The sequence below is a fragment of the Acidobacteriota bacterium genome (assembly GCA_040754075.1).
In the GTDB taxonomy this organism is placed as follows: Bacteria; Acidobacteriota; Blastocatellia; order UBA7656; family UBA7656; genus JBFMDH01.
The window spans coordinates 1-22,189 of the sequence record JBFMDH010000044.1; the positions used below are offsets into that span (position 1 = coordinate 1).

Genomic DNA, 22,189 nt, shown 5'->3' on the forward strand with positions numbered 1-22,189 from the left:
AGAAGGTGAAAGGAAAAATTTAAGTGTAAAATTTGCAATGCCTGATAAGTTGCCAAGAAAATATCTACTTATGCCAGTTACGCTTATGACGAGCTTGGCAATCAAGTGTCGCAGACCGACGCCTTGAACCGGGTGACGCGGTTCGAGTACGACAAACTCGGCAGGCGAGTGAAGCGAACGCTGCCGCTTGGACAAGTGGAGAGCTACTCCTACAACGCGGTGGGCAATCTCACTTCACGAGTTGACTTTAAAGGCAAGACGACGAGTTATGCCTATGACACGATGAACCGCTTGCTCACCAAGACGCCGGATGCGAGTTTGAGCGAGCCGCAAGTCGCGTTCACTTACAACGCGCTCGGATAGAGACTCACGAGGGGTGATGCGAGTGGCACGACCACCTATGGGTATGACACCCTCAAAAAATGTATTTAAAAATCAGGTTAATTCGACTTCATCCAGATAATTCGGTATTGCCACGTTCCAACCCAGTTCTGTGATGATTTTCTGACGGAGCGCATTCATTGAGGCTTCTTCGCCGTGAACAATGAAAGTCGTTTTAGGTGGACGTTTAAAACTCGATAGCCATCGCAGCAGTTCGTTGGCATCGGCATGTGCCGAAAGACTGCCGACGCTTTCAATACGCGCCCGCACCGGAACCATCTCACCATGAATTTTTATTTCCTTCTCGCCATCCTGTAACCGCCTGCCGCGTGTGCCTGCTGCCTGATAGCCTACGAAAATCACAGAGCTTGCCGGGTCGGGTAAGTAACGCGATAGATGATGCAGGACGCGACCGCCGTTTGCCATGCCGGATGCCGAAATGATAATCGCCGGACCGCGTAAATCATTGAGCGCCTTTGAACCTTTGCGACCGCCGACCAGCGAAAAAATATTGGTGGTCAACGGATTGCGCCCGGCGCTTTGAATTTCGCGCATATCCTGGTCATGGTCGTCTTTGTGCTTCATATATAGTCGGGTTGCGCCTGACCCCATCGGGGAGTCGACAATCACCGGTAAAATCGGTATGCGGTCTTCCTCTTCCAACTCTCGCAGGTAATAAACCAGCAGTTGGGTTCGCCCGACAGCAAAAGCCGGAATGATGATTTTGCCGCCCTGTTTTGCGGTTTCCGTGATAATCTCTGCCAGTCTTTCTTTGGGATTGGTCTGATCGTGAATGCGGTCTCCGTAAGTCGATTCAACCAGCAGATAATCGGCTTCATCAGCCGGTGACGGGTCATTTAAAATCGGTTCATCATAACGACCGACGTCACCCGAAAAGATAATCTTTATCGGCGCTTGATCCGGGTGGTCGATATTGACTTCAACATAGGATGAGCCGAGGATGTGACCCACAGACACAAATCGCGCATGGATAAATTTATTCAAACGGACAGTTTCGTTGTAATCGACGCTTTGAACCTGCTGCAGGGCTTTTCTGGCATCGGCTTCGGTGTATAGAGGCAATGCCGGATGGTGTTTTGAATAGCCTTTGCGATTGGCATAATCGGCTTCTTCTTCCTGAAGTTTGGCGGAATCGGGAAGCATGATTTCCAGCAACGCCTCGGTGGCTCGCGTCGCATAAACCGGACCCTTAAAGCCATCACGCACGAGTCTCGGTAAATAGCCGGTGTGATCAATGTGCGCGTGCGTAAGCAATACCCAGTTAATCGATTCGGGATTGATGGGTAAGGGATTCCAGTTGCGTTCACGCAAATCTTTGAAGCCTTGAAATAGTCCACAATCAATCAGGGTTCGGGTGCCGTTGACCTTTAACACGTATTTCGAGCCGGTTACGGTTTTTGCCGCGCCTAAAAATTGCAGGGTCGTCATCATGCCCTGACACTAACAAAGGAAAGAGAAATGTGGCAACTGAAAATAAGATTGACAGCAACTCGACCAGTCTTTATATTAACACCGTTAAGTAAAATGACTTCGTTAAATATTCCAAAAGGGGCAGGGCCAAGAGCGCGACGCGAGCGTGAAAAGGAACAACTGCGCCAGACCATACTGGATGCAGCCCGCGAATTGTTTTTGAATGAGGGTTACGAAAATGTCTCCATGCGTCGGATTGCCGAAAAGATAGAATACTCCCCTACCACCATTTATCTATACTTCAAAGATAAAACCGAACTGCTGTTCGCCATCTGTGATGAAACCTTTGCCAAACTCTCCAAAAAAATGGCATCCATTTCTCAGGAAAACCAGGACCCTGTAGAGTCTCTGCGAAAAGGTTGTCGTTCCTATGTCGATTTCGGATTGAAGCATCCCAACCATTACAAGGTCACGTTTATCAATCACTCCGAACTCCACCTTGGCAAAGAGCATTATTTAAGAAAAGGTTCCAAAGGGATGGAAACTTATGGTTATCTCTGTCGCGCCGTTGAAGTCTGCGTAAAAGAGCATCGCCTGCGCGAAACCGATGTCGAGGCGATCAGTCAAATGCTTTGGGCAGTTATCCATGGCGTCACCTCTTTATTGATTACCAAACGCGATTTTCCCTGGGTGAAACGCGATAAATTGATCGACCTGACCATCAATGCCGCAATCGATGGTCTGCTGGTCTAAAATTTTTTGCTTTTTTACTTAACAGTGTAAACTTTTTTAAGGGCGTTTACGTACAAAGCAGCGTTTACAGATTAAACACTGTAACCTTTTTGCAGGTTGAATCGTGGTATAGACAGGTCGTATTAAAAAACCGTAAGTCGGGGAGTCGGAAATATGCCATCACTGGCAAGGCGAAATCTGTTTCACGATAAAGTGCGTTTGACCGTTACGCTCACGGGCGTAGTTTTCGCAGTGGTACTGATTACCGTTCAACTTGGATTATTTGTCGGCTTTGCCTCTACGACTTCCAATATTATCGATCATTCGGGCGCAGACCTCTGGATTGCCGCCAAAGGCATTCGCAATTTTGACCAGCCTGCCCCGTTTTCCGAGCGCAAGCTTTATCAAATCCGCGCCATTGACGGCGTCGCTTCCGCAGAAAAATACATCGTTCAATTCAGCCGCTTAAAGCGCACCGATGGTGGAGAAGAAGGCGTGGGAATTGTCGGCTTTTCGCTTGATTCAAAACTTGGCGGACCCTGGAATATCACCGCCGGCACACTGGATGATTTAAAAACCGAAGACACCGTAATGGTTGATGAACAGTACCTGCAAAAACTGGGGATTACTCACCTCGGGCAGAGTGTTGAAATCAATAATCATCGCGCCAGGGTGGTTGGCTTAACCAAAGATGTGCGGTCGTTTACCACCAACCCCAGAGTGTTTACGTCATTTAAAAATGCCCAGAATTACGCGCGACTGGCTGAAGACCAAACCTCTTATATTTTTGTAAAAACCCATCCGGGAGTTGACTTGCAACAACTCAAAAAAGCCATAGCCGCTCGCGTCGAAGATATAGAGGTTTATACCACTCAGGAGTTTTCGCGAAAAACTCAGGTTTACTGGATGTTCAATACCGGCGCGGGCGTCGGCATTTTAATCGCTGCGGCAATGGGGTTGATTGTCGGCGTGGTCATTGTCGCTCAGACGATTTATGCAACTACTATCGATCACATTCGCGAATTCGGCACCTTGAAAGCGATGGGCGCGTCAAATGGTTATATCTATCGCGTGATTATTAAACAGGCATCCATCAGCGCTTTTATCGGATATGTGTTTGGCATGGCGGTCAGTTTATTAGTGGTTAATTTAAGTCGAAACGGCGGCGCATCAATTCAAATGCCGACCGAGATGAGCGTTTTGATGTTCTTCTTAACCTTTGCGATGTGCATTGGCGCTTCAATCGTTTCGATAAACAAAGTGACCCGCATCGACCCGGCGATGGTCTTCAAAGGATAGAAATAATGATTGCGATTTCTGTAGAAAACTTATCGAAAGTTTATGGACAGGGCGCTGCCTCTGTTCATGCGCTTGCCGATGTGAATTTCAAGGTCGAAGGCGGCGAAGTGGTTTTATTGATGGGACCGTCAGGAAGCGGAAAAACCACGTTACTTTCCATTATGGGATGTATTTTGCGTCCAAGCGGCGGGGTCATCAAAATTCAAGGAAAGGATGTTACGGGACTGAGCGAACGGCTGATTCCCCATATTCGTTTGCGCCACATCGGTTTTATTTTTCAGGGCTTCAATCTCTTTCCGACGCTGACGGCGGGTGAAAATGTTGAAATTTCTTTAGACCTTCACGGGGTTCGCGGAAAAAAAGCCCGGCTTCGCGCCGCAGAACTTTTGGAACAGGTGGGGCTTTCGGAAAAATACAAAGCCTATCCGGCGGATTTGAGCGGCGGACAAAAACAACGTGTGGCAATTGCCAGAGCTTTAGCCGGTGAACCTGACATCATTCTGGCGGATGAACCAACTGCCGCGCTCGACTCAACCAGCGGGCGAATGGTGATAAAGATGCTTCAGGATTTGGCGCATCAACGCGGTCGCGCGGTGGTGATTGTGACCCACGATAACCGGGTTTTGGAATATGGTGATCGAGTTGCGCATATCGAAGATGGAAAAATTTCCGAATCCCAAGCGCAACTGGGCAATTTGCTTACCGTGTCCGGTCAACCGGAATCGTATTCGTTGAACTGACATTTTAACTAACCGTTTGGATGCGGTCTTGAACTGAACGCTGGAGTTTGAGGCCGCTCCAAAACGGATTTTGAGGCACAGAGATGAAACGCTCTAACTGGATTTTAATTTCGATAATGATGATCGTCGGCATTATCGCCGGTTGGTTTACGATGTATAAAGTCCGCAGTTCACCGCCATCGGCATTGTCTCAGGTAAAAGCAACCGACGCCACTGGCACGAGCCTGGTTGCTGCGCCGGGTCGCGTCGAACCGATTTCGGAAGAGATCAAGGTGAGTTCGGAAATTCGCGGCAAGTTGCAAGAGGTTCGCGTCGAAGAGGGCGATTTAGTCAAACGCGGGCAAATCATCGCGGTGCTGGTCAATGACGATTATCAAGCCGAAGTTGATTCCGCAGTGGCTCAACTCAAACAAAAAGAAGCCGAGTTACGTCGCGTCATTAACGGGGCGCGCCAGCAGGAGCGACGGGAAGCCTGGCAGGGCGTTGAAGAAGCCAAAGCGCAAATGGAAAATGCCCAGGCGGAAATGAATCGTCGCCGGGCGCTTTATGAAAAAGGGGTGATTGCCAGAGAAGAATCCGACAGGGCAGAGCGCGAATTTAAAGTCACCAAGGCACGATTCGATGCCGCAGCCGAGCGTCATTCGTTCGTTGATGATGAAGCGCGCGAAGAAGACCGCGCCAAAGCCGAAGCCGAAGTTGCCCTGTCACGCGCCCGTTTGGATGAAGTGAAAGCGATACTGGAGAAGTGTTTTGTGCGCGCCCCGATTGATGGGGTGATTTTACGAAAACATATGAAAAGCGGAGAGAGCGTTTCTGAAATGCGGGAAAACCCGATTGTGACGATGGCGGATATTTCAAAGTTGCGAGTCCGTGTGGATGTTGATGAAGCCGATATTGGCAAATTGCAAATCGGGCAACGCGCTTATGTGACGGCGGAGGCTTTTGCGGGAGAAAAATTTTACGGTCGCATCGTTCGCATCGGACAGCTATTGGGTAAAAAAAATATTCGCACGGACGAACCGACCGAACGGGTTGATACAAAAATTTTGGAAACTTTAATTGAACTCGAAGACGGTCAAAAACTGACTCCGGGTTTGCGAGTTGATTCTTTCATTATCGTTTCAGCGAACTGAATCGGTCGCTGGTAGAAAATGGCGCGGTTTACTTTCTCGTCCCGGAAGTCGTGTGAATCTAGCCCCGCCGAAAAATAAAATTGAGTAAAGGAGTGACTCTATGAAAAAAACAATTTATGCAATGGTTGCGAGTTTCGCATTAGTTCTTTCCCTTGCTTTATCCAATGTTGCTGCGGATGTGACCAAATCGTTCACCTTAACCAGAGACAGCAAAATTAAAGGACAACCGCTGACCAAAGGGGATTACTCGGTAAAATTTGCCGATGATAAAGAGGGTGAACTGGTGGTGATGAAAGGCAAAAAAGAGATTGTCAAATCCACTTATAAAATTATCACCTTAAATGAAGCGCCATCGGATAACAAAATTGCTTATACGGTTTCCGAAGATGGCTCATTCACCGTTAAACGAATTGAATTTAAAGGCTCAAAAACTGCCATTTCATTTGAGTAAGCGCGACATTAACAGGGATGTCAGAGGCGGGTTTTTTAAGAACTTTTTACTCGTGTCATCTGCCCATCCCTGTTATTAATTTCACAGGGAGCGACGCGAAAGTGAACATCAGGTGTTCATTTCCGGTCGCTCTGTTTATTTTATAGTATGCAAGATTCACTTTAGCCTCTTTGATAACAGCTTTTAGAGAAGCGCTTTAGATTGGCACAGGGATTGTAGATAATATTTTCGGGAGGTTGGGTTTGAACGGCTAGGCTGAAACTTTGCAGGCGGATAAAATTATGAAACGAGAGGTGCGACCTGCTCGTAGTAGGCTGTGATTCAAAAACAATTTGCCAAAAAAATTTGTTGGGTCAAGAAATATTTTTGTTTGAGTTTAGAAGAAAAGGTATCGAGAGGAACTATGAATTTAATGTCAGATAAGCGCCACAAGATGGTCAGTTTCCTTGTGGTAGTGGCGATGATTGGGTCTTTATCAATATCAGCTTTTGCGCAAGATGGCATTGTCGCCCTTGAAAATCGGGTTTCACCAGCGCAAAAAAATAAAGCGCGAACCGTAGCGAATAAAAAAGCGCCGGCTAAAGCCGTTAATCACGAAGAAACTGAAAAAAGTAAGGTTGCCGAAACCGCAACCGTCAGTGATGAACCGAAAGCTGAAAAGGCAGAGGTCGTCACTACTGCACCGGCGATTTCAACCGAAACTCAAGACCCGCAAACTCAGAATCCCATCACCCAACCACTGGCGCTCTCGCCGGAAATCGGCACCCAGCGCGTTGGGGTTCGCGAAGATTTAAAGCAGGTTCTCGCCTTGCAGGAAGCCATCGCTATGGCGCTGCAAAATAACCTCGATATTGAACAAAATCGCCAAACCGTAAAAATCTCTCAATATAATCTTTTCGCGTCGTATGGTGTATACGACATTGCCACCATTGCCGACATCAATTTCCGAAGCCAGACCTTCCCGGTTGCCAATATCTTCCAAGGTGGTAACGCCAACGCTTCGTTGACGCAAAAAATATTGACGTACAATTTCACCACTGAAAAATTCCTCGAAAAAGGCGGCGGATTATATCAAATCAATTTCAATAATACGCGGACGAATACCAGTTCAACCGCAGCAACTTTGACCACGCAATACAACCCGTCGCTTTCGTTGACCTTTACGCAACCCTTGATGCGAAATTTCAAAATTGACGCCAATCGTCGAGCCATTCAAATCAATAAAAAACAACTCGACCTTTCCGACAGTCAATTTCGCCAGCGCGTGATTGAAATCATTAACTCTGTGCAACGCGCCTATTGGGATTTGGTCTTTGCCATTCGCAACGAAAAAATCGCCCGCGAAACCGTTGAACTCACGCGCACGCAACTTTTGAATAACCAGAAGCAGGTTGAAGCCGGAACCCTCGCGCCAATCGAATTGCGCTCAACGGAAGCAGCATTGGAATCGCGCAAGGGCGATGTCATCACAGCCATGCAAACGATTACGACCTCGGAAAACACTTTGAAGGGGCTGTTAATGAAAGACCCCAATGATAAGATGTGGGATGCGCAAATTGTTCCCACAGACGATCCGAGTTTGAATCCCTTGACCTTTAATTTTCAGGAATCGCAAAATCTGGCGTTGAAAAATCGCCCGGAACTTGAACAATTACGCCTGCAATCGCAGCAAAAAGAGATTGACCTCAAATATTACAATAACCAGTTGAAACCGCAGATCAATCTGGTAGGCACCTATTCAAATACCGGGTTGGCTGGTGCGCCATCGGCGATTGCCACACAAAATGGCGTAACGGTTCCTGACCGTTTTGTCGGCGGCTATTTTAGCGCCTTGCGAAATTTGTTCAGCCAGGATTTCCGAACCTATCAAGTGGGGGTGTCGATTAACTTCCCGTGGCGCAATCGCACAGTTGAAGCCAATATCGGTCGGACGATGGCGGAATCGGCGCAACTCGACGCCCGTCAACGCCAAACCGTTCAGAACATTCAAATCGAAGTTCGTAACGCCTTACAGGCGGTTGAATCAGCGCGTCAACGATTTGAAGCGCAACGCGCCAATCGCATCGCTGCTGATGCGCAATTGAAAGGTGAAGAAGAGAAATTTCGCGCCGGTCTTTCAACCAACTTCTTTGTTCTGCAACGGCAAACCGATTTATCGGTAGCCAGAGGCAATGAGATTCGCGCCCTGACCGATTACAATAAGGCGCTCGCCGATTTGCAAAGAGTAACCGGTATTTCGCTGGTCTCAAATAATGTCCAGGTTACGGCAATTGAAAATACCAAACGCTAGATCATCATCCACGGCAAAATAAAAAGGGCGACTCAACAATGAGTCGCCCTTTTTATTTTGCTAAAAATTTGAATTGATTAAGCGCGAGCCCAGTTGTTTATCTGTTCGCCGTCTTTTTCAGATAAATTGATAAAATTGATTTTGTATCCTTCTTTAAACTGATGATGGGTGACAATGGCTTGGGTTGAGATGTGATAGCCGTTTGGTAAATTAAATTTTATATCGACCTGTGCGCCGGTAAGTGCCGGAATAAAACTTTCGACGAACAAACCGTTTTCGTTCAAATGATGGACGCGACATTCGCGATTCAATCCATCAACAAAGCAGTTCGCGCGAATTTCATTTTTGGAATTAACATCCCGTTCGATCTTTTGACGAACTCCGATAGCACTCATAGAGTTTTCTCCTTTCAGCAGTTATTACACCTTCTATTGAGCCTTAAAGCATACACCACACTTAATCGGAAAACAATTGTCTTGAAGTAAAAATATTGCTAATTGGTTGATTCTTCGGGTTTGGGTTCTGCGGTTTCATTTTCATCCGAAGTCTTCTGCAAAGCTCTTTTGGTAGCCCGAAAAGCATTACGAATAATGCCATGTTTGGGTGGTTCTTGGTGAGATTCCCGTTGCGCTTCAACTTCGATAGCCGCGAAAAATTGGGCTGCCATCATCCTCGCCGCGCCTTGAATCATTCGCTGACCAACGCTTGCGAGTGTGCCACCAACCTGTGCATCGCCTTCGTATTTCACCAAGGTGGTTTCGCCGCGTTCTTCCAAATCAAGGTTGCCGGTTCCCTTAATAAACCCCGGTTGCCCCTTGCCTTCAATCACCATTCGGTAATGCGTCGGCGGTTGCATATCTTCTATGCGAACCTTGCCGGTGAAGACGCCTTTAATCGCGCCAATCCCTGTGCGAAGGGTTGCCGCATAGGCATTCTCGTCGGTTTGCTCTAATTTTTCACAACCCGGAATACAGCGTTGCAATACTTCAGGGTCAAGCAAAACTTCATAAACCCGCTCACATTGCGCGCGAACTTCTTGTGTGCCTTCGATTTTCATAAGTTAAAGTGATGGGGAATAAGTGATGAGTGAAATAGCGATGGCTCATCACTCATTCCTCATTGTATTGCCGCTTCAATCGCTCGACGGGCGTAAACCGCAACCAGGTGGCGGCGATAATCTTCCGAAGCGTAAATGTCGCCATTCACATCAATGCCATCGGCTGCTGATGCCGCGGCTGCGGCAATCGTCGTTGCATCGAGGGCGTTGCCAACCAGCGCGTTCTCTACACTGGTCGCACGGTAAGCCTTCGATGCCGCGCCGGTGACCCCGATGCTTGCCGCTTCGCATTTGCCGTCTGCATCTTTGACGATATGCGCGGCAACGCCGACCACTGCAAATCCTGAAGCGGGTTGCGCGGCTTTGCGATACGCCTGACCGTAATTGCCCGCAGGTTTATTGATGCGAATTTCGCGGAGGATTTCATTCGGCTCAAGCGAGGTGGTCAGCAAATCGACAAAAAAGTCATCGATGTTTATGATGCGCTCACCCTTCGCACCGACTACGACGATTTCAGCTTTTAGGGCAATCATTGCCGCGGGCCAATCCGCTGCCGGGTCAGCGTGCGCGAGACTGCCGCCAAGTGTCCCTTTATTGCGAACCTGCACATCGCCGATTTGCGCGGCGCATTCCGGCAGCATCGGGCAAACGAGTTTGAGCAAATCCGAAGATTCAATCTGGTAATGCGTAGTCATCGCGCCGATACGGATTTGCCCACCGTCTTCGCGGATATAGGACAAGTCTTTAATGCGACCAATATCAATCAGCAGCGCGGGTTGCGCGAGCCTGAGTTTCATCGCCGGGATGAGGCTGTGTCCGCCTGCTAAAATTTTAGCACTGTCCTGGTTTTGCGAGAGCATGGCAAGGGCTTCATCCAAGGTGCCTGGGGTTACATAATCAAAAGCTGTTGCAATCATGAGTTCTTCTCCTTTAAAAATAAGGGATTGATTGGTAGAGGATTGATTTGAATGAAATTCTCCTCAGTGTACCTGATGCCGAATTTTTTCAGCACAACTCCGATATTTTTGTAATCTCTGAAAGCCATTATTTTTCCTGCTAAATTAATATCTCACCATCGAATCGGGAATTGCTAAAATCGCTCCGGCACCCTCGCTCGCACTCCTTTAATCAATCGGTGTAATGGATTTGATGTCCTCCAAAGTTCCCGCCCAAAGCCCATCTTTACCTTTATTGTTTAATTTGAAGGTGGCTTCAACGGTGATGTGTTTTTTATCCAATCTATTGCCATATTCTTTGAAGAATTTTTCGATGGTGGTTGGCAAATCAATCCAAATGCCTTTTTCGTTTCTGCCCGATGTTTCCTCTTGAGCATCAGGAAAAATTACATATTTCCCATTACCTATCCGCGCATATCCTTTAACGATCACCTGCTGCCCATTGAGACTATCGCGATTGTCCAAGAGATAATTTAGCGGAATGGTTCTCGCTTCATCCATCATCCGATTTAAAAAGTCACTCGGTTTAGGCTGATATTTTCCGCACCCTGCGATACCTGATATAAGCAGGCTCAGGGCAAAAATGTAGCTCAAACGGTTCCGCATAAACCATCTCCTTAATTTTGGGTGTGCAAAATTCGCCAAATCTTTTCCGGTTTGAGCGGCATATCCAGATGGCGCACGCCGAAAGGTGACAAAGCATCTACAACCGCGCCGACGATTGCCGGGGTTGCGCCGATGGTTCCGGCTTCGCCTACGCCTTTTGCGCCGAGCGGATTTACAGGCGTTGGGGTTTCGGTTTTATCCAGTTCGAGGCGCGGAATCATCGCCGCTTTCGGCAACGCATAATCCATCAATGTGCCGGTCAATAGTTGCCCGTTCTCATCATAAACCACTTCTTCGTACAAAGCCTGCCCAACGGATTGCACGATGCCGCCGTGTACCTGACCTTCGACCAGCAACGGATTGATTTGTTTGCCACAATCATCAACTGCGACATATTTCAGGATTTTTATATCGCCGGTTTCTTTATCAACCTCGACAACGCAGATATGTGTGCCGAACGGGAAGGTGAAATTTTCCGGCTCGAAGAAATGTGTCGCCGAAAGTCCCGGTTCAAGTCCCGGCGGAATTTCTCTGGCAAGGTGCGCGGCAAGCGCCACCTCTTGAATGGTGATTTCGTTTCTTGGCACCGCGTCACCGGTTGTCGTTCCGCCGTTGCCTGCAACCGCAGAAGCGGCTGCTGTAGCCGTTTTCGTGAACTTGCCTTCTTTGAATGAGACATTCGCTACATCGGTTTGCATCATATGGGCGGCGATTTTCGTGGCTTTCTCTTTCAATTTCTCAGCCGCTTTGTAAACCGCAGTGCCGCCGACCGCAAGCCCTCTCGAACCGAAAGTGCCGATGCCATATTGCACAATCGCCGTATCGCCGTGGATGACCGTCACATCTTCAAGCGCCACGCCAAATTCATCCGCAACGATTTGTGCAAATGAAGTCTCTTCGCCCTGCCCGTGCGGAGAAACGCCCGTCAATACAGTGATTTTACAGGTTGGTTCAATGCGCACCGTCGCGCTTTCCCAACCGCCCGCAGGCATCGCTTGCGAAGGACCGAGCGCGCAAATCTCTACATAGGTTGAAACGCCTATACCAACGAGTCGCCCTTCATCGCGCGCTTTTTTCTGCATCTCGCGAAGCCCGGCATAATCAGCGTTGGCAATCGCTTTGTCGAGCGCGGCTTCATAATTGCCGCTGTCATAAAACAACCCGGTCTTGGTCGCAAAAGGAAACTCTTCGGGTTTCGGAAAATTTTTACGACGCACTTCCGCGACATCCATACCGAGTTCGGCAGCCACCAAATCCATCGCCCGTTCGATGACATAAGTTGCTTCGGGACGACCTGCGCCACGATAGGCATCCGTCGCCACCTTATTGGTGAAGCAAGCAGTGATGTTCATTTGAATCGCCGGGATTTTGTAACAGCCCGATAGCATCAACCCCGTGAGCGTGGGAATCGCAGGGGTGAGCAATTGATGATACGCGCCCATATCCGCGAATACGTTGTAGCGCAGCCCGGTAATCGTTCCGTCATTTTTACAACCGATTTCGATATAGCCGACCTGCCCGCGTCCGTGAATCGTCGCCTGAATATTTTCGCGGCGTGTTTCAATCCATTTCACAGGCTTATGCAGTTGCATCGAAATCCAGCCAAGCAAAGCTTCTTCGGCATAGACATTGAGTTTTGAACCGAACCCGCCGCCGACTTCCGGGGTGATGACCCGCAATTTGTTTTCCGGGATGCCAATCATCAATGCAAGTTGAGTGCGCAATAAATGAGGAATCTGAGTGGAAGACCAGACGGTGAGTTCCTGTTCACCGGGTAAGTATCTGGCGAGCACGCCGCGCGGTTCCATAGCAATCGGCGCGAGTCGTTGATGAACGACGCGCTGTTTAACAACGCGATCAGCCGCCGCAAGTCCCGCTTCGATGTCGCCTTCACCGGAAGTTAAGCGATAGGCGATGTTGTTGCCATATTCTTCATAAATTAATGGCGAACCCGCTTCGGCAGCCTGTTCAACATCAACGACGGCAGGCAACTCTTCATAATCAACCATGATTAAATCCACCGCGTCACGCGCTGCATAACGGTCGGTGGCGACGATTGCGGCAACCGGTTGACCGACAAAAACCACATGGTCTTTAGCTAATACGCGATAATCCGGGACGCGCAAATCCGGCAAAGCGCCGGCGCAGGGAACCTGCCCAATACCAGCGACATCCGCGCCTGTATAAACCGCGACCACTCCGGGCGCGTTGGCGGCTTCGCTGACATCGATGCTGTTGATGCGCGCGTGCGCGTACATCGAACGCAAAAAGACGACGTGCAAAGTGTCGGGCAATTTAATGTCATCTACATAATGTCCGATGCCTTGAATCAATCGCGGGTCTTCCGTGCGTTTTACTCTTTTACCAACATAATTGCTCATAATTCCTCCTTCAATTGCGGATTGCGGATTATTGAACTTAGGAATCGTTCAATGGAAAATTGCTACGGATGTTATGAAAATGTTGCCGGCAAAACCGTGAAAAAACTTGCAATTTCGCAATTTTTTCTCAAAAACATTTTCTTAAAACCTATATTGATGACGGATTGCCAATCAGGAATGCGTGAAAGCATCATGTGCATTGACGCGGTGGCAAAATCCGCAATCCGCATTTCGCAATTCCTCAATCTCCGCTTGCCGCCAGCGTTTTGTTGGCGGCGTATTTCACCGCTTCGACAATATTTTGATAGCCGGTGCAGCGGCAAAGATTGCCTTCCAGCCCGTGACGAATCTCTTCATCCGTCGGGTTCGGATTGCGGTCTACCAATTGCGCGCTAGACATAATCATTCCCGGCGTGCAATAACCGCACTGCAAACCGTGGCATTCCCAGAAACCTTCCTGTACAGGATGAAGCGCGCCATTCGCGGCAAGCCCTTCGATGGTTGTGACACTCAGTCCATCGGCTTGCACAGCAAACATGGTGCAGGATTTTACCGACTGTCCATCAAGCAAAACCGTACACGCGCCGCAAATCGAGGTCTCGCAACCAACGTGTGTGCCCGTAAGCCCAAGGGCATCGCGCAGGAAATGCACCAGCAGCAAGCGAGGTTCAATTTCCGATGTATGAGTTTTTCCGTTGACGGTAATACTGACAGCTTTTTTCATAAAGCCACCTCGTTATTTTGAATTTGGGTGAGAAAACTTAAAGAGCTATAAACTGGCTAAAATTTATACATCTTGATTGGGTGAGTTACAACTTAAAACGAAGAAAAATTGTTTACAAAATTTGTGCGGCGAGCATTATCGTCTGCCTGACTATTGCAGATGTTCTCACGCTTTACGTGGCTTCTTTTTTCGCGTTGCTTTGATTAGCGATTTCTTTTCGGGGAATTTGACGCGCTCGTAAATTTCGGCAAGCGATAACATACAGCCAATCGAAGGGATGCGAATTTTGTTTTTTAACTCGCTGACGATTCTAAGATTCCATGAGCCGTCTTTTTGTTTAGAGAAATGTTCGATGCGCGGCTCGTCCTGGGCTATCAAAACGTAATCGGTGAATGACTCAATGGTTCGGTAGCGGGCGAATTTGCTGCCGCGGTCGTAAGCTTCCGTAGAAGGCGAAAGCACTTCAAAAATCACTTTGGGGTTGGTGCAAACATCTTTACTTTTTTTGTGCAAAATCAGATTGCCGCAAACGATTGAGGCATCCGGGTAGAAAAAAAAGACTGAACTGGCGGGACCCACCTTTAAGCCCTTATCGAATGGCTGGCATCGTTTGCCGCGTAACGCGGTTCTCAACTCACCAGTCAGATTGATGCTGATGATGCTATGGTCGGGGCTGCCGTTTGCCATTGCAAATATCTCGCCTTCAAGATACTCACTGCGATACTCGGCAACGCTTTCGAGTTCGAGATATTCTTCGGGCGTGTAATAACGCTGTTTAATTTGTGAACTCATTATTCACCCTCTTTTTCTTTTGCCTTGGCTTCGTCCCAATAACGATTCATTTCAATATGGTCGGAATCCGCAGGCTTGCGTCCTTGTTTGCGTAGACGGTCTTCGATGTAACGGAAACGGCGGCGGAATTTTCGGTTCGAGGCTTTCAAAGCACTCTCCGGGTCAATACCTGAAAGTCTGGCAACATTGACGGCGACGAAAAGTAAATCGCCGACTTCGTCGCTGACACGTTGATGATTGGTGGCGTCGGTGGCAATTTCGTGTTTGAGTTCATGCACCTCTTCATCCAATTTTTCCAGCACTTCGCCGACGTTTTGCCAATCGAAATCCACACGCGAAACTTTGGTGGTCATCTGAAAAGCTTCCATCAACGCGGGCAGATTTTTCGATACGCTGTCGAGCATCGAGCCTTCTTCGACCTTTTTGCCTTTGGCTTGGAGTTCGGCTTCTTTAATGGCTTCCCAGTTGCGCAACACCTCGTCGGAGGTTTCCGAAGTATCATCGCCGAAAACGTGCGGGTGACGACGTATCATTTTTGATGAGACGCGCTCAAGCACCTCGCTGATATTAAAGCGCTTTTCTTCGATACCGATTTGCGAATGGAAAACCACTTGTAAAAGCAGGTCGCCGAGTTCACCGATTAACTCTTCATCATCGCGCGCATCAATGGCTTCGAGGGTTTCATAAGCTTCTTCGAGCAGGAAGGGTTTGAGGCTGTCGTGCGTTTGTTCTCTGTCCCAGGGACATCCGCCGGGCGCTCGAAGTTCGGCGATGATTTCTACTAACCTGATAAATTTTTCACCTGCATCATGGCTTGACGAATTGAACATAACTCGAATTTACTGAACCGGGAATAAAAAGGCAAAGTTGATTGCGCCTATCCTGACAGGCTATTTGGTCTTGCAACGATTCTTTGCTAGCATGAACATTTTTAAGACAAACCAATATCGAACACCTTAACTGAAAGGGAGAATCTGAAGAAATGGCAGACGAGAAAGAAAAGACTTTTAAAATCTCTGATCGACGAAGATATAATCCGGATGGCTCTCTGCGTGAAGAATTCGCCGAAGAAGCGCCAACCCCATCACCAGCGGATAGCCAAGCCGTGCCCGCTGAATCGGTTGAACAAACTGCCCCGGCGGATAACATCGTGGCATTTCCGGGAGGCGTCAATAAATCAACCGGTAATGAAGACGAAATTGAACCGGAACCCGCACCGTCTCAAGTCAAAGCTGCCGCAGCAAGCGCCAGCGCCTCACCGCCCACCGCGCAGCAATCACAACAAGCGGCACAGGCGGCAGCCGTTGAAAATGCTTACAATCAAGCATCGGGCGGCGCTGACCCTTCACAATCCAAAGCCATGTTTTTAAGCCTGCTGAATATGCTTGCCGTCGAAGCGGCAATGAATATGGGACTGATGGAGATGCAACCCGGGGTTCGTTCGCAAGTTGACCTGGAAGCCGCAAAACAGGTCATCGATATGCTGGGCGTCCTTAAAGAAAAAACCCGTGGCAACCTATTAAAAGACGAAGAGACGATTTTCGAGCAGGTGCTCGCGGATTTGCGTATGCAATTCGTGTCGCTTTCCAGAAGCAAATAAATTTCCGTATTTTGTGCTTTGTGCTTCGTGCTTGGTCTATTGAATACGCCGGTGAATACGGTAAATAAAGACCAGGCACGAAGTACCAGGCACAAAGTACAAATTACTACATGAAAATCACTTTCCTCGGCACAGGCACATCGGTTGGCATCCCCAGCATCGGGTGCGATTGCGATACTTGCCTGTCCGATGATGGGCGAGATAAAAGATTGCGGGCATCGATTTTGATTGAACACCACGAATACAAAATTGTCGTGGATACTTCGACCGATTTTCGTTATCAAGCTTTGAGAATCGGGTTGAAGCGGTTGGACGCGGTTTTATTTACCCACGCCCATGCCGATCATTGTTTTGGCTTGGACGATACGCGCCCGTTGATGTTTCGCAATAAAACTGCGATTCCGGTTTACGCGACGGCAGTAACCTGGGAAGGCTTGCGCCGGGTTTATGCTTATGCCTTTCAACCCTCGCTTTCCGGGGTGCCACAAATTATTCCGCACCTCATCGAAAAGCCGTTCCCTCTATGCGGACTCGATATTTTGCCGCTCACCGTGATGCATGGCGATTTGCCGGTCACCGCATTTCGCATCGGCGGGTTTGCCTATGTCACCGATTGCAATGTGATTCCCGATGAAACCTTAGCTGAATTGCGTGGACTGGATATGCTGGTGATTGACGCTTTGCGTTTCAAAAAACATCCGACGCATATGACCCTTGATGAGGCGCTTGATTACATCAAATTTTTAAAACCGCACAAGGCATTGCTAACGCATATCTCGCACGATATTAAGCATCAGGAGACCAGCGGACATTTGCCTGAACATGTGGAAATTGCTTATGACGGATTAGAGGTTGAACTGAACGGATGATTATTTGTCGAGATATAAATTCCTGTGAGTTGCGCACCCCGACGATTTTAACCTTCGGGGTATTCGATGGGTTGCACCTTGCTCATCAAGCGATTATGCAAAAGGTTGTCGAACGCGCCAAAGCCACTGGGTTTGCGGCAACCGTTGTCACCTTTGATCCGCATCCGCGCGCCTTGCTGCACCCTGAAAGCGCGCCGCCTATGCTTCATACCTTTGAACAAAAGATGGAAGGCTTGGAGCGACTCGGCATTGACCAGACCTGCGTGTTGCATTTTACGAAAGAGTTTGCCAGTCAACGCGCCGAGGATTTTTTAACTGAACTGATTTTCGGAAAACTCAATGCGCAAGAGGTCTACCTGGGCGAAGGCTTTGCCTTTGGTTACAAACGACAGGGAAATTTTCAGTTATTGAAAGCGGTTGCTGAACGGTTAAATCGTCGTGCCGAAGAGGTGCCGGAAATTTTATTGCGCGGCAAACGTGTGAGTTCGACGGCAATCAGAAATCTGCTGAGAGCCGGGCACATAAACTTAGCGCGGCGGATGCTTGGTCGCCCTTACGGAGTTGAAAGCCGCGTGGTCGAAGGCAGCAAAATCGGCAAGGCAAAACTGCATTATGCGACGGCGAATTTGAAACCCCATAATGCGGTGTTGCCCGTAAACGGCGTTTATGTGACGCTGACGTTGATTGAAGGCGAGTGGCATCGTTCAATTACCAATGTCGGTGTGCGCCCGACGGTGAGCAATGACAATCAAGTAACTGTTGAGTCCCACATTATGAATTTCGATGGCGAGTTATACGGTGAAAAAATCCGTGTGCGCTTTTTGCATCGGTTGAGAGGCGAAAAAAAATTCGCTTCGCTTGATGAGTTGAAAGGGCAAATCGACCGCGATTACCAACGCGCCGTCCGCTATTTTGAACGTGTCGTGGTGAAACGCAATTTTGCGTTCCTGTGATATTTTCCAATCCGGTTTTCAGGAACAAACAGATTGCCCGTCAATGATTGACTCTGCTGCGCATAACTTCATATCATCCAGCTATGAGTAATCAAGTAATCATCGAAGATTTGCCATTGACGCCGGAGATGGCAGAAAAGTTCGAGAAAGCGAAACGCAATGTAAAATGGTTCAACGACCATGCTATGGAACTCGAAGTTTTCAAGCGTTATCGCGGCAAGTATGTTGCGTCGTCGGGCGGCGAGCTGTTTGTTGCCGACACTGCCGAAGAGGTTCGACGGCTTGCCCATGATAAATATCCTGACGATTTACCGCATATTCGTTACATCCCGAAAGAAAAGTTGAGCCGAATCTATGCGTGTCAACGGTGAATGGTTGCTTTGTGACGATGGCATAATCCGACCAAGCGTTTCGGGTTTGGTACAGGCATCAAACGGAGAATGGATTGAAATCACCTTCCTACTGGATTGTGGAGCAGATAGAACTGTCTTGAGCGCCGATTTTCTCAGCTTGTTACATGGGTTGGCGAGTTCTGACGAAGAACAGTTTTATCTGGCGGGTGTCGGCGGAACCGTGGGTTCGATTACCGTCGCTACTTCCGTCGGCTTAGTCAGAGATGACGGGCGCGTCGCGCAGGTGCGCGGACACTTCGGAGTTTTTACGGAAAGCGAGAGCGGCGAGTTGTCTGTGCTTGGACGCGATGTGACCAATAATTTCGGGGTAATTTATGATTATCCCAATCAAACGGTCGCGTTACTCGCCCCGCCACATTTTTATGAGACTAAAATTCAAGATTGATGCCTGAGTTTGAAGGCGTTGCGGTGAAAAGCAGATTTGAGTTTCTTTGATTAGGATATTGAATGGACACTTTTTCGGCAGCGATGATGTTACTTTTGAGTATGCGCCCGATTGGCAACGTGCCGATATTTCTCGATGGCGTCGGAAACTATCTCAGCGGAAAAATGTAGGAGTCATATGAAGGCAATCAATCTCGAACAAAAATACACAAAATTCACCGACCACTGGTCGCCGAAAATCATCGGTGAAATGAACGGACAATACATCAAACTCGCGAAAGTGCAGGGCGAATTCGTCTGGCACACGCACGAAAATGAAGATGAATTCTTTCTCGTCGTCAAAGGCAAATTGACAATCAAAATGCATGATGGCGATGTTGAATTAAAGCCCGGTGAAATGTTTGTCGTCCCCAAAGGTGTTGAACATTGTCCGGTTGCCCAAGAAGAAACTCACATCATGTTGATTGAACCACAAGCCACAACTCACACCGGCGATGTCGAAAGCGCCTTGACTGTGGCAATCGAAGCGCAGGATTGGATTTAATTCAGGTGAGAGGGATGGAATATCGGGTTTCAAGGATTGCCTCACCTGATGATATGAAAATGAAAAGCGCTATTCACCGCAGAGAACGTAGAGAATGCGCAGCGATGCTTCAAACTTTGGGTAATCTCTGTGTCCTCTGCGGTGAAAAATATTTAAAGTAAGATTTCTTCTGCTGAGGTAGAACTTCTTTTGCCATTCCTTGAGCAAGTATTTCTGGTAATCATAGATTCTTAACAGGAGATAAAAACGCAATGTTTCAAACCGATTTATTGAAAGACAAAGTCATCATCATCACAGGCGGCGGCACCGGGCTTGGTCGCGCAATGGGCGAACGCTTCCTCGAACTCAGCGCGAAGGTGGTTATTGCCAGTCGCCGTCTTGAACTTTTAGAAAACGCAGCAAAAGCGATGCAGGAAGCTAAAGGCGGCGAAGTTTTACCGCTTGCCTGTGATGTCCGCGATTACCCCCAAATCGAACAGATGATCGAACGCGCCTGGCAGCATTTCGGCAAAGTCGATGTATTGATTAACAATGCCGCAGGCAATTTCGCTTCGCCTACCGAACGGCTTTCACATCGCGCCGTAGATGCTGTGCTTGGCATAGTGCTTCACGGCTCATTTTATTGCTCGCTGGCGATGGGGAAAAAATGGATTGCTGAAAAACACCAAGGCACCATGCTCAACATTCTCGCGACCTATGCGTGGACGGGTTCGGCTTATGTGGTGCCGTCAGCAGTTGCCAAAGCTGGGGTGATGGCGCTGACGCAATCGCTCGCGGTTGAATGGGCGAAATACGGCATGCGGGTGAATGGCATCGCGCCGGGACCTTTCCCCACAGAAGGCGCGCAAAAAGGATTGACACTTTCGGGCGATTTCAGCACACATATCACCGAGCGTAATCCAATGAAGCGGGTCGGCAAACTTGAAGAACTGGCGAACCTCGCGGCTTATCTGATTTCCGATTATTCGGAATATATCAACGGCGATGTAGTGACCATTGATGGCGGCGAATGGTTAGCCGGCGCGGGCGAATTCAGCGCCTTGGAAAAACTCACGTCGGAAGATTGGGACAGATTGGAAGCGCAGGCGCGCAGTCGAAAATAATTTGCATCTTCAAACCAAAGTAAAAGTCATATGCGAGCGATAACCCGCGAAATCAGCCCGAACATCAAGGATTGCGAACTCACGCATTTCCGGCGTGAAGCGATTGATTTGCCGTTAGCTTACAAACAGCATCGACAATATGAAGACGCCCTGAGAGAACTCGGCTGTGAAGTGATGGCGCTTGCAGCCGAACCCGATTTCCCCGATTCGGTTTTCGTTGAAGACACCGCTTTAGTATTCGACGAACTGGCGATAATCACGCGACCGGGAGCGAAGTCGCGAAGACCTGAAACCCAATCCATTGCTAAGGCAATAGAACCATTTCGTAAACTCCAGTTTATCAAGTCCCCGGCAACCCTTGATGGCGGCGATGTGTTGACCATTGATAAACAGATTTTCATCGGACGCTCAAGTCGCACAGATACACTCGCGATTGAACAGGCGCGGACGATTCTCGCGCCGTTCGGATACGATGTGCGCAGCGTAGAGGTTAAACATTGCCTGCACCTGAAATCGGCGGTTTCACGGTTGGCGAAAAACACCCTGCTCATCAATGCCAGTTTCGTTGACCGGGCGGCTTTTGCAGGCTTCGATTTTATTGAGGTTGATGAGCGCGAACCGTTCGCAGCGAACGCTTTGTTGATTCAGGACACGGTTATCTATCCCGCAGATTTCCCGAAAACCCGGATGAAAATCGAAGCTGCCGGTGTACAGGTAGAAGTGGTTGAGATGTCGGAACTCATCAAAGCCGAAGGCGCGGTCACTTGTTGCAGCCTGATTTTCAGGCGATAAAGGACACACGCGATGCTTTATTTGAAGTCGCTGTTTTTCACCATTATTGCGCCCGGTAGTCTCACGCTGCTGATTCCGTTCTTCATTTTGCGTTCACGCGCCAATCTTTTTCCGGCGGTCTGGAACGGCTTCAATTATGTTGGCATTTTAATCATGGTTACTGGCATCACTATTTATTTCTGGTGTGTCGGGGAATTTATTTCAAGCGGGAAGGGAACTCCCGCGCCATATGACCCGCCAAAATATTTAGTGGCGCAGGGACTCTATCAATACTCACGCAACCCGATGTATGTCGGAGTATCGAGCATCATTCTGGGTGAAGCCGTCTTCTTTAAATCCGTGTGGATGATTATGTATATCCTGGTCGTCCTCCTGGCTTTTCATTTGCGAATCATTTATTACGAAGAACCTACGCTCAAAAAACTATTTGGCGCATCATTCGATGAGTATTGTCGGCGAGTGCCGAGATGGATTGGTTTAACGAAATAGTTTTATTCCTGCAAAAAGCCTGAAAATCGCAACGCATCCGCCATTTTCTACGGTTATCGAAAAAAATGG

At 48.4% G+C, this 22,189-nt stretch carries 25 protein-coding genes; 16 read left to right on the forward strand and 9 right to left on the reverse strand.

The features are described 5' to 3' along the window. The first annotated feature begins 60 nt into the window (after positions 1-60). Entirely contained in the window at positions 61-363 is a 303-nt protein-coding gene (locus tag AB1757_28780) for a hypothetical protein (protein ID MEW6131060.1), read from the forward strand. Positions 364-435: 72 nt separating this feature from the next. Here AB1757_28780 and AB1757_28785 read toward each other — a convergent pair whose 3' ends face one another. Continuing rightward, complete coding sequence (locus AB1757_28785) at positions 436-1,830, reverse strand: MBL fold metallo-hydrolase (protein ID MEW6131061.1); 1,395 nt, start codon at positions 1,828-1,830, stop codon at positions 436-438. Positions 1,831-1,926: 96 nt separating this feature from the next. Between AB1757_28785 and AB1757_28790 the strand changes: the two genes are divergently transcribed. The 6 genes from AB1757_28790 to AB1757_28815 all read left to right on the forward strand — a co-directional run bounded on the left by AB1757_28790 (position 1,927) and on the right by AB1757_28815 (position 8,457). Beyond that, positions 1,927-2,565, forward strand: a complete 639-nt coding sequence (locus AB1757_28790; protein ID MEW6131062.1) for a TetR/AcrR family transcriptional regulator — start codon at positions 1,927-1,929, stop codon at positions 2,563-2,565. Positions 2,566-2,718: 153 nt separating this feature from the next. Beyond that, complete coding sequence (locus tag AB1757_28795; GenBank protein ID MEW6131063.1) at positions 2,719-3,843, forward strand: ABC transporter permease; 1,125 nt, start codon at positions 2,719-2,721, stop codon at positions 3,841-3,843. A 5-nt stretch (positions 3,844-3,848) separates the two neighbouring features. Beyond that, a complete protein-coding gene (locus AB1757_28800) occupies positions 3,849-4,583 on the forward strand; it encodes an ABC transporter ATP-binding protein (GenBank protein ID MEW6131064.1) in 735 nt (244 codons plus the stop codon). Between the two features lie 83 nt (positions 4,584-4,666). After that, positions 4,667-5,716 (forward strand): efflux RND transporter periplasmic adaptor subunit, encoded by a 1,050-nt coding sequence (locus AB1757_28805; GenBank protein MEW6131065.1) that lies wholly within the window; start codon positions 4,667-4,669, stop codon positions 5,714-5,716. 100 nt (positions 5,717-5,816) lie between these two features. Next, positions 5,817-6,167, forward strand: coding sequence for a hypothetical protein (locus AB1757_28810; GenBank protein MEW6131066.1), 351 nt, complete (start codon positions 5,817-5,819; stop codon positions 6,165-6,167). Between the two features lie 403 nt (positions 6,168-6,570). Then, complete coding sequence (locus AB1757_28815; protein MEW6131067.1) at positions 6,571-8,457, forward strand: TolC family protein; 1,887 nt, start codon at positions 6,571-6,573, stop codon at positions 8,455-8,457. Between the two features lie 77 nt (positions 8,458-8,534). On the opposite strand, the gene AB1757_28820 is transcribed toward AB1757_28815, so the two are convergent. The 8 genes from AB1757_28820 to mazG all read right to left on the reverse strand — a co-directional run bounded on the left by AB1757_28820 (position 8,535) and on the right by mazG (position 15,803). Continuing rightward, positions 8,535-8,852: a PilZ domain-containing protein gene (locus AB1757_28820; GenBank protein ID MEW6131068.1), complete on the reverse strand. Its 318-nt coding sequence runs from the start codon at positions 8,850-8,852 to the stop codon at positions 8,535-8,537. A 98-nt stretch (positions 8,853-8,950) separates the two neighbouring features. Next, on the reverse strand, positions 8,951-9,514 hold the full coding sequence (locus AB1757_28825; GenBank protein ID MEW6131069.1) for a carbon monoxide dehydrogenase subunit G: 564 nt from the start codon (positions 9,512-9,514) through the stop codon (positions 8,951-8,953). A gap of 59 nt (positions 9,515-9,573) precedes the next feature. After that, on the reverse strand, positions 9,574-10,431 hold the full coding sequence (locus AB1757_28830; protein ID MEW6131070.1) for a xanthine dehydrogenase family protein subunit M: 858 nt from the start codon (positions 10,429-10,431) through the stop codon (positions 9,574-9,576). Positions 10,432-10,638: 207 nt separating this feature from the next. Continuing rightward, positions 10,639-11,076, reverse strand: a complete 438-nt coding sequence (locus tag AB1757_28835) for a hypothetical protein (GenBank protein ID MEW6131071.1) — start codon at positions 11,074-11,076, stop codon at positions 10,639-10,641. 11 nt (positions 11,077-11,087) lie between these two features. Further along, positions 11,088-13,457 carry a glyceraldehyde dehydrogenase subunit alpha gene (gene cutA / locus AB1757_28840; protein MEW6131072.1) on the reverse strand — a complete coding sequence of 790 codons (2,370 nt, stop codon included), beginning with the start codon at positions 13,455-13,457 and terminating at the stop codon, positions 11,088-11,090. Between the two features lie 241 nt (positions 13,458-13,698). Further along, complete coding sequence (locus AB1757_28845; GenBank protein ID MEW6131073.1) at positions 13,699-14,181, reverse strand: (2Fe-2S)-binding protein; 483 nt, start codon at positions 14,179-14,181, stop codon at positions 13,699-13,701. 165 nt (positions 14,182-14,346) lie between these two features. Beyond that, positions 14,347-14,973, reverse strand: coding sequence for a Uma2 family endonuclease (locus tag AB1757_28850; protein MEW6131074.1), 627 nt, complete (start codon positions 14,971-14,973; stop codon positions 14,347-14,349). Next, the gene (gene mazG, locus AB1757_28855) at positions 14,973-15,803 is read right to left on the reverse strand and encodes a nucleoside triphosphate pyrophosphohydrolase (GenBank protein ID MEW6131075.1); all 831 of its coding nucleotides are present in this window, start codon (positions 15,801-15,803) and stop codon (positions 14,973-14,975) included. Before mazG ends, AB1757_28850 begins: the two co-directional genes overlap by 1 nt. A 152-nt stretch (positions 15,804-15,955) precedes the next feature. On the opposite strand from mazG, the gene AB1757_28860 reads away from it, so the two are divergent. The 9 genes from AB1757_28860 (at position 15,956) to AB1757_28900 (ending at position 22,120) form a co-directional block, all read left to right on the forward strand. Further along, the gene (locus tag AB1757_28860) at positions 15,956-16,573 is read left to right on the forward strand and encodes a DUF1844 domain-containing protein (protein ID MEW6131076.1); all 618 of its coding nucleotides are present in this window, start codon (positions 15,956-15,958) and stop codon (positions 16,571-16,573) included. Between the two features lie 110 nt (positions 16,574-16,683). Then, positions 16,684-17,442, forward strand: coding sequence for an MBL fold metallo-hydrolase (locus AB1757_28865; protein MEW6131077.1), 759 nt, complete (start codon positions 16,684-16,686; stop codon positions 17,440-17,442). Beyond that, a complete protein-coding gene (locus AB1757_28870) occupies positions 17,439-18,395 on the forward strand; it encodes a bifunctional riboflavin kinase/FAD synthetase (GenBank protein MEW6131078.1) in 957 nt (318 codons plus the stop codon). Before AB1757_28865 ends, AB1757_28870 begins: the two co-directional genes overlap by 4 nt. Positions 18,396-18,478: 83 nt before the next feature. Then, positions 18,479-18,766 carry a DUF5678 domain-containing protein gene (locus AB1757_28875; protein ID MEW6131079.1) on the forward strand — a complete coding sequence of 96 codons (288 nt, stop codon included), beginning with the start codon at positions 18,479-18,481 and terminating at the stop codon, positions 18,764-18,766. Beyond that, on the forward strand, positions 18,750-19,193 hold the full coding sequence (locus AB1757_28880; GenBank protein ID MEW6131080.1) for a hypothetical protein: 444 nt from the start codon (positions 18,750-18,752) through the stop codon (positions 19,191-19,193). The genes AB1757_28875 and AB1757_28880 overlap by 17 nt, the downstream gene beginning before the upstream one ends. Positions 19,194-19,370: 177 nt before the next feature. After that, positions 19,371-19,736 carry a cupin domain-containing protein gene (locus tag AB1757_28885; GenBank protein MEW6131081.1) on the forward strand — a complete coding sequence of 122 codons (366 nt, stop codon included), beginning with the start codon at positions 19,371-19,373 and terminating at the stop codon, positions 19,734-19,736. Positions 19,737-19,987: 251 nt separating this feature from the next. Beyond that, positions 19,988-20,839 carry an SDR family oxidoreductase gene (locus AB1757_28890; protein MEW6131082.1) on the forward strand — a complete coding sequence of 284 codons (852 nt, stop codon included), beginning with the start codon at positions 19,988-19,990 and terminating at the stop codon, positions 20,837-20,839. Positions 20,840-20,869: 30 nt separating this feature from the next. Further along, a complete protein-coding gene (locus AB1757_28895) occupies positions 20,870-21,631 on the forward strand; it encodes an arginine deiminase-related protein (protein MEW6131083.1) in 762 nt (253 codons plus the stop codon). 12 nt (positions 21,632-21,643) lie between these two features. Continuing rightward, on the forward strand, positions 21,644-22,120 hold the full coding sequence (locus AB1757_28900; protein ID MEW6131084.1) for an isoprenylcysteine carboxylmethyltransferase family protein: 477 nt from the start codon (positions 21,644-21,646) through the stop codon (positions 22,118-22,120). Positions 22,121-22,189 lie beyond the last annotated feature (69 nt).

Coding starts and splice junctions, on each gene's coding strand:
- AB1757_28785 (MEW6131061.1), bottom strand. CDS start 1,830: ATGACGACCCTGCAATTTTTAGGCGCGGCAAAAACCGTAACCGGCTCG.
- AB1757_28790 (MEW6131062.1), top strand. CDS start 1,927: ATGACTTCGTTAAATATTCCAAAAGGGGCAGGGCCAAGAGCGCGACGC.
- AB1757_28795 (MEW6131063.1), top strand. CDS start 2,719: ATGCCATCACTGGCAAGGCGAAATCTGTTTCACGATAAAGTGCGTTTG.
- AB1757_28800 (MEW6131064.1), top strand. CDS start 3,849: ATGATTGCGATTTCTGTAGAAAACTTATCGAAAGTTTATGGACAGGGC.
- AB1757_28805 (MEW6131065.1), top strand. CDS start 4,667: ATGAAACGCTCTAACTGGATTTTAATTTCGATAATGATGATCGTCGGC.
- AB1757_28810 (MEW6131066.1), top strand. CDS start 5,817: ATGAAAAAAACAATTTATGCAATGGTTGCGAGTTTCGCATTAGTTCTT.
- AB1757_28815 (MEW6131067.1), top strand. CDS start 6,571: ATGAATTTAATGTCAGATAAGCGCCACAAGATGGTCAGTTTCCTTGTG.
- AB1757_28820 (MEW6131068.1), bottom strand. CDS start 8,852: ATGAGTGCTATCGGAGTTCGTCAAAAGATCGAACGGGATGTTAATTCC.
- AB1757_28825 (MEW6131069.1), bottom strand. CDS start 9,514: ATGAAAATCGAAGGCACACAAGAAGTTCGCGCGCAATGTGAGCGGGTT.
- AB1757_28830 (MEW6131070.1), bottom strand. CDS start 10,431: ATGATTGCAACAGCTTTTGATTATGTAACCCCAGGCACCTTGGATGAA.
- AB1757_28835 (MEW6131071.1), bottom strand. CDS start 11,076: ATGCGGAACCGTTTGAGCTACATTTTTGCCCTGAGCCTGCTTATATCA.
- cutA (MEW6131072.1), bottom strand. CDS start 13,457: ATGAGCAATTATGTTGGTAAAAGAGTAAAACGCACGGAAGACCCGCGA.
- AB1757_28845 (MEW6131073.1), bottom strand. CDS start 14,181: ATGAAAAAAGCTGTCAGTATTACCGTCAACGGAAAAACTCATACATCG.
- AB1757_28850 (MEW6131074.1), bottom strand. CDS start 14,973: ATGAGTTCACAAATTAAACAGCGTTATTACACGCCCGAAGAATATCTC.
- mazG (MEW6131075.1), bottom strand. CDS start 15,803: ATGTTCAATTCGTCAAGCCATGATGCAGGTGAAAAATTTATCAGGTTA.
- AB1757_28860 (MEW6131076.1), top strand. CDS start 15,956: ATGGCAGACGAGAAAGAAAAGACTTTTAAAATCTCTGATCGACGAAGA.
- AB1757_28865 (MEW6131077.1), top strand. CDS start 16,684: ATGAAAATCACTTTCCTCGGCACAGGCACATCGGTTGGCATCCCCAGC.
- AB1757_28870 (MEW6131078.1), top strand. CDS start 17,439: ATGATTATTTGTCGAGATATAAATTCCTGTGAGTTGCGCACCCCGACG.
- AB1757_28875 (MEW6131079.1), top strand. CDS start 18,479: ATGAGTAATCAAGTAATCATCGAAGATTTGCCATTGACGCCGGAGATG.
- AB1757_28880 (MEW6131080.1), top strand. CDS start 18,750: ATGCGTGTCAACGGTGAATGGTTGCTTTGTGACGATGGCATAATCCGA.
- AB1757_28885 (MEW6131081.1), top strand. CDS start 19,371: ATGAAGGCAATCAATCTCGAACAAAAATACACAAAATTCACCGACCAC.
- AB1757_28890 (MEW6131082.1), top strand. CDS start 19,988: ATGTTTCAAACCGATTTATTGAAAGACAAAGTCATCATCATCACAGGC.
- AB1757_28895 (MEW6131083.1), top strand. CDS start 20,870: ATGCGAGCGATAACCCGCGAAATCAGCCCGAACATCAAGGATTGCGAA.
- AB1757_28900 (MEW6131084.1), top strand. CDS start 21,644: ATGCTTTATTTGAAGTCGCTGTTTTTCACCATTATTGCGCCCGGTAGT.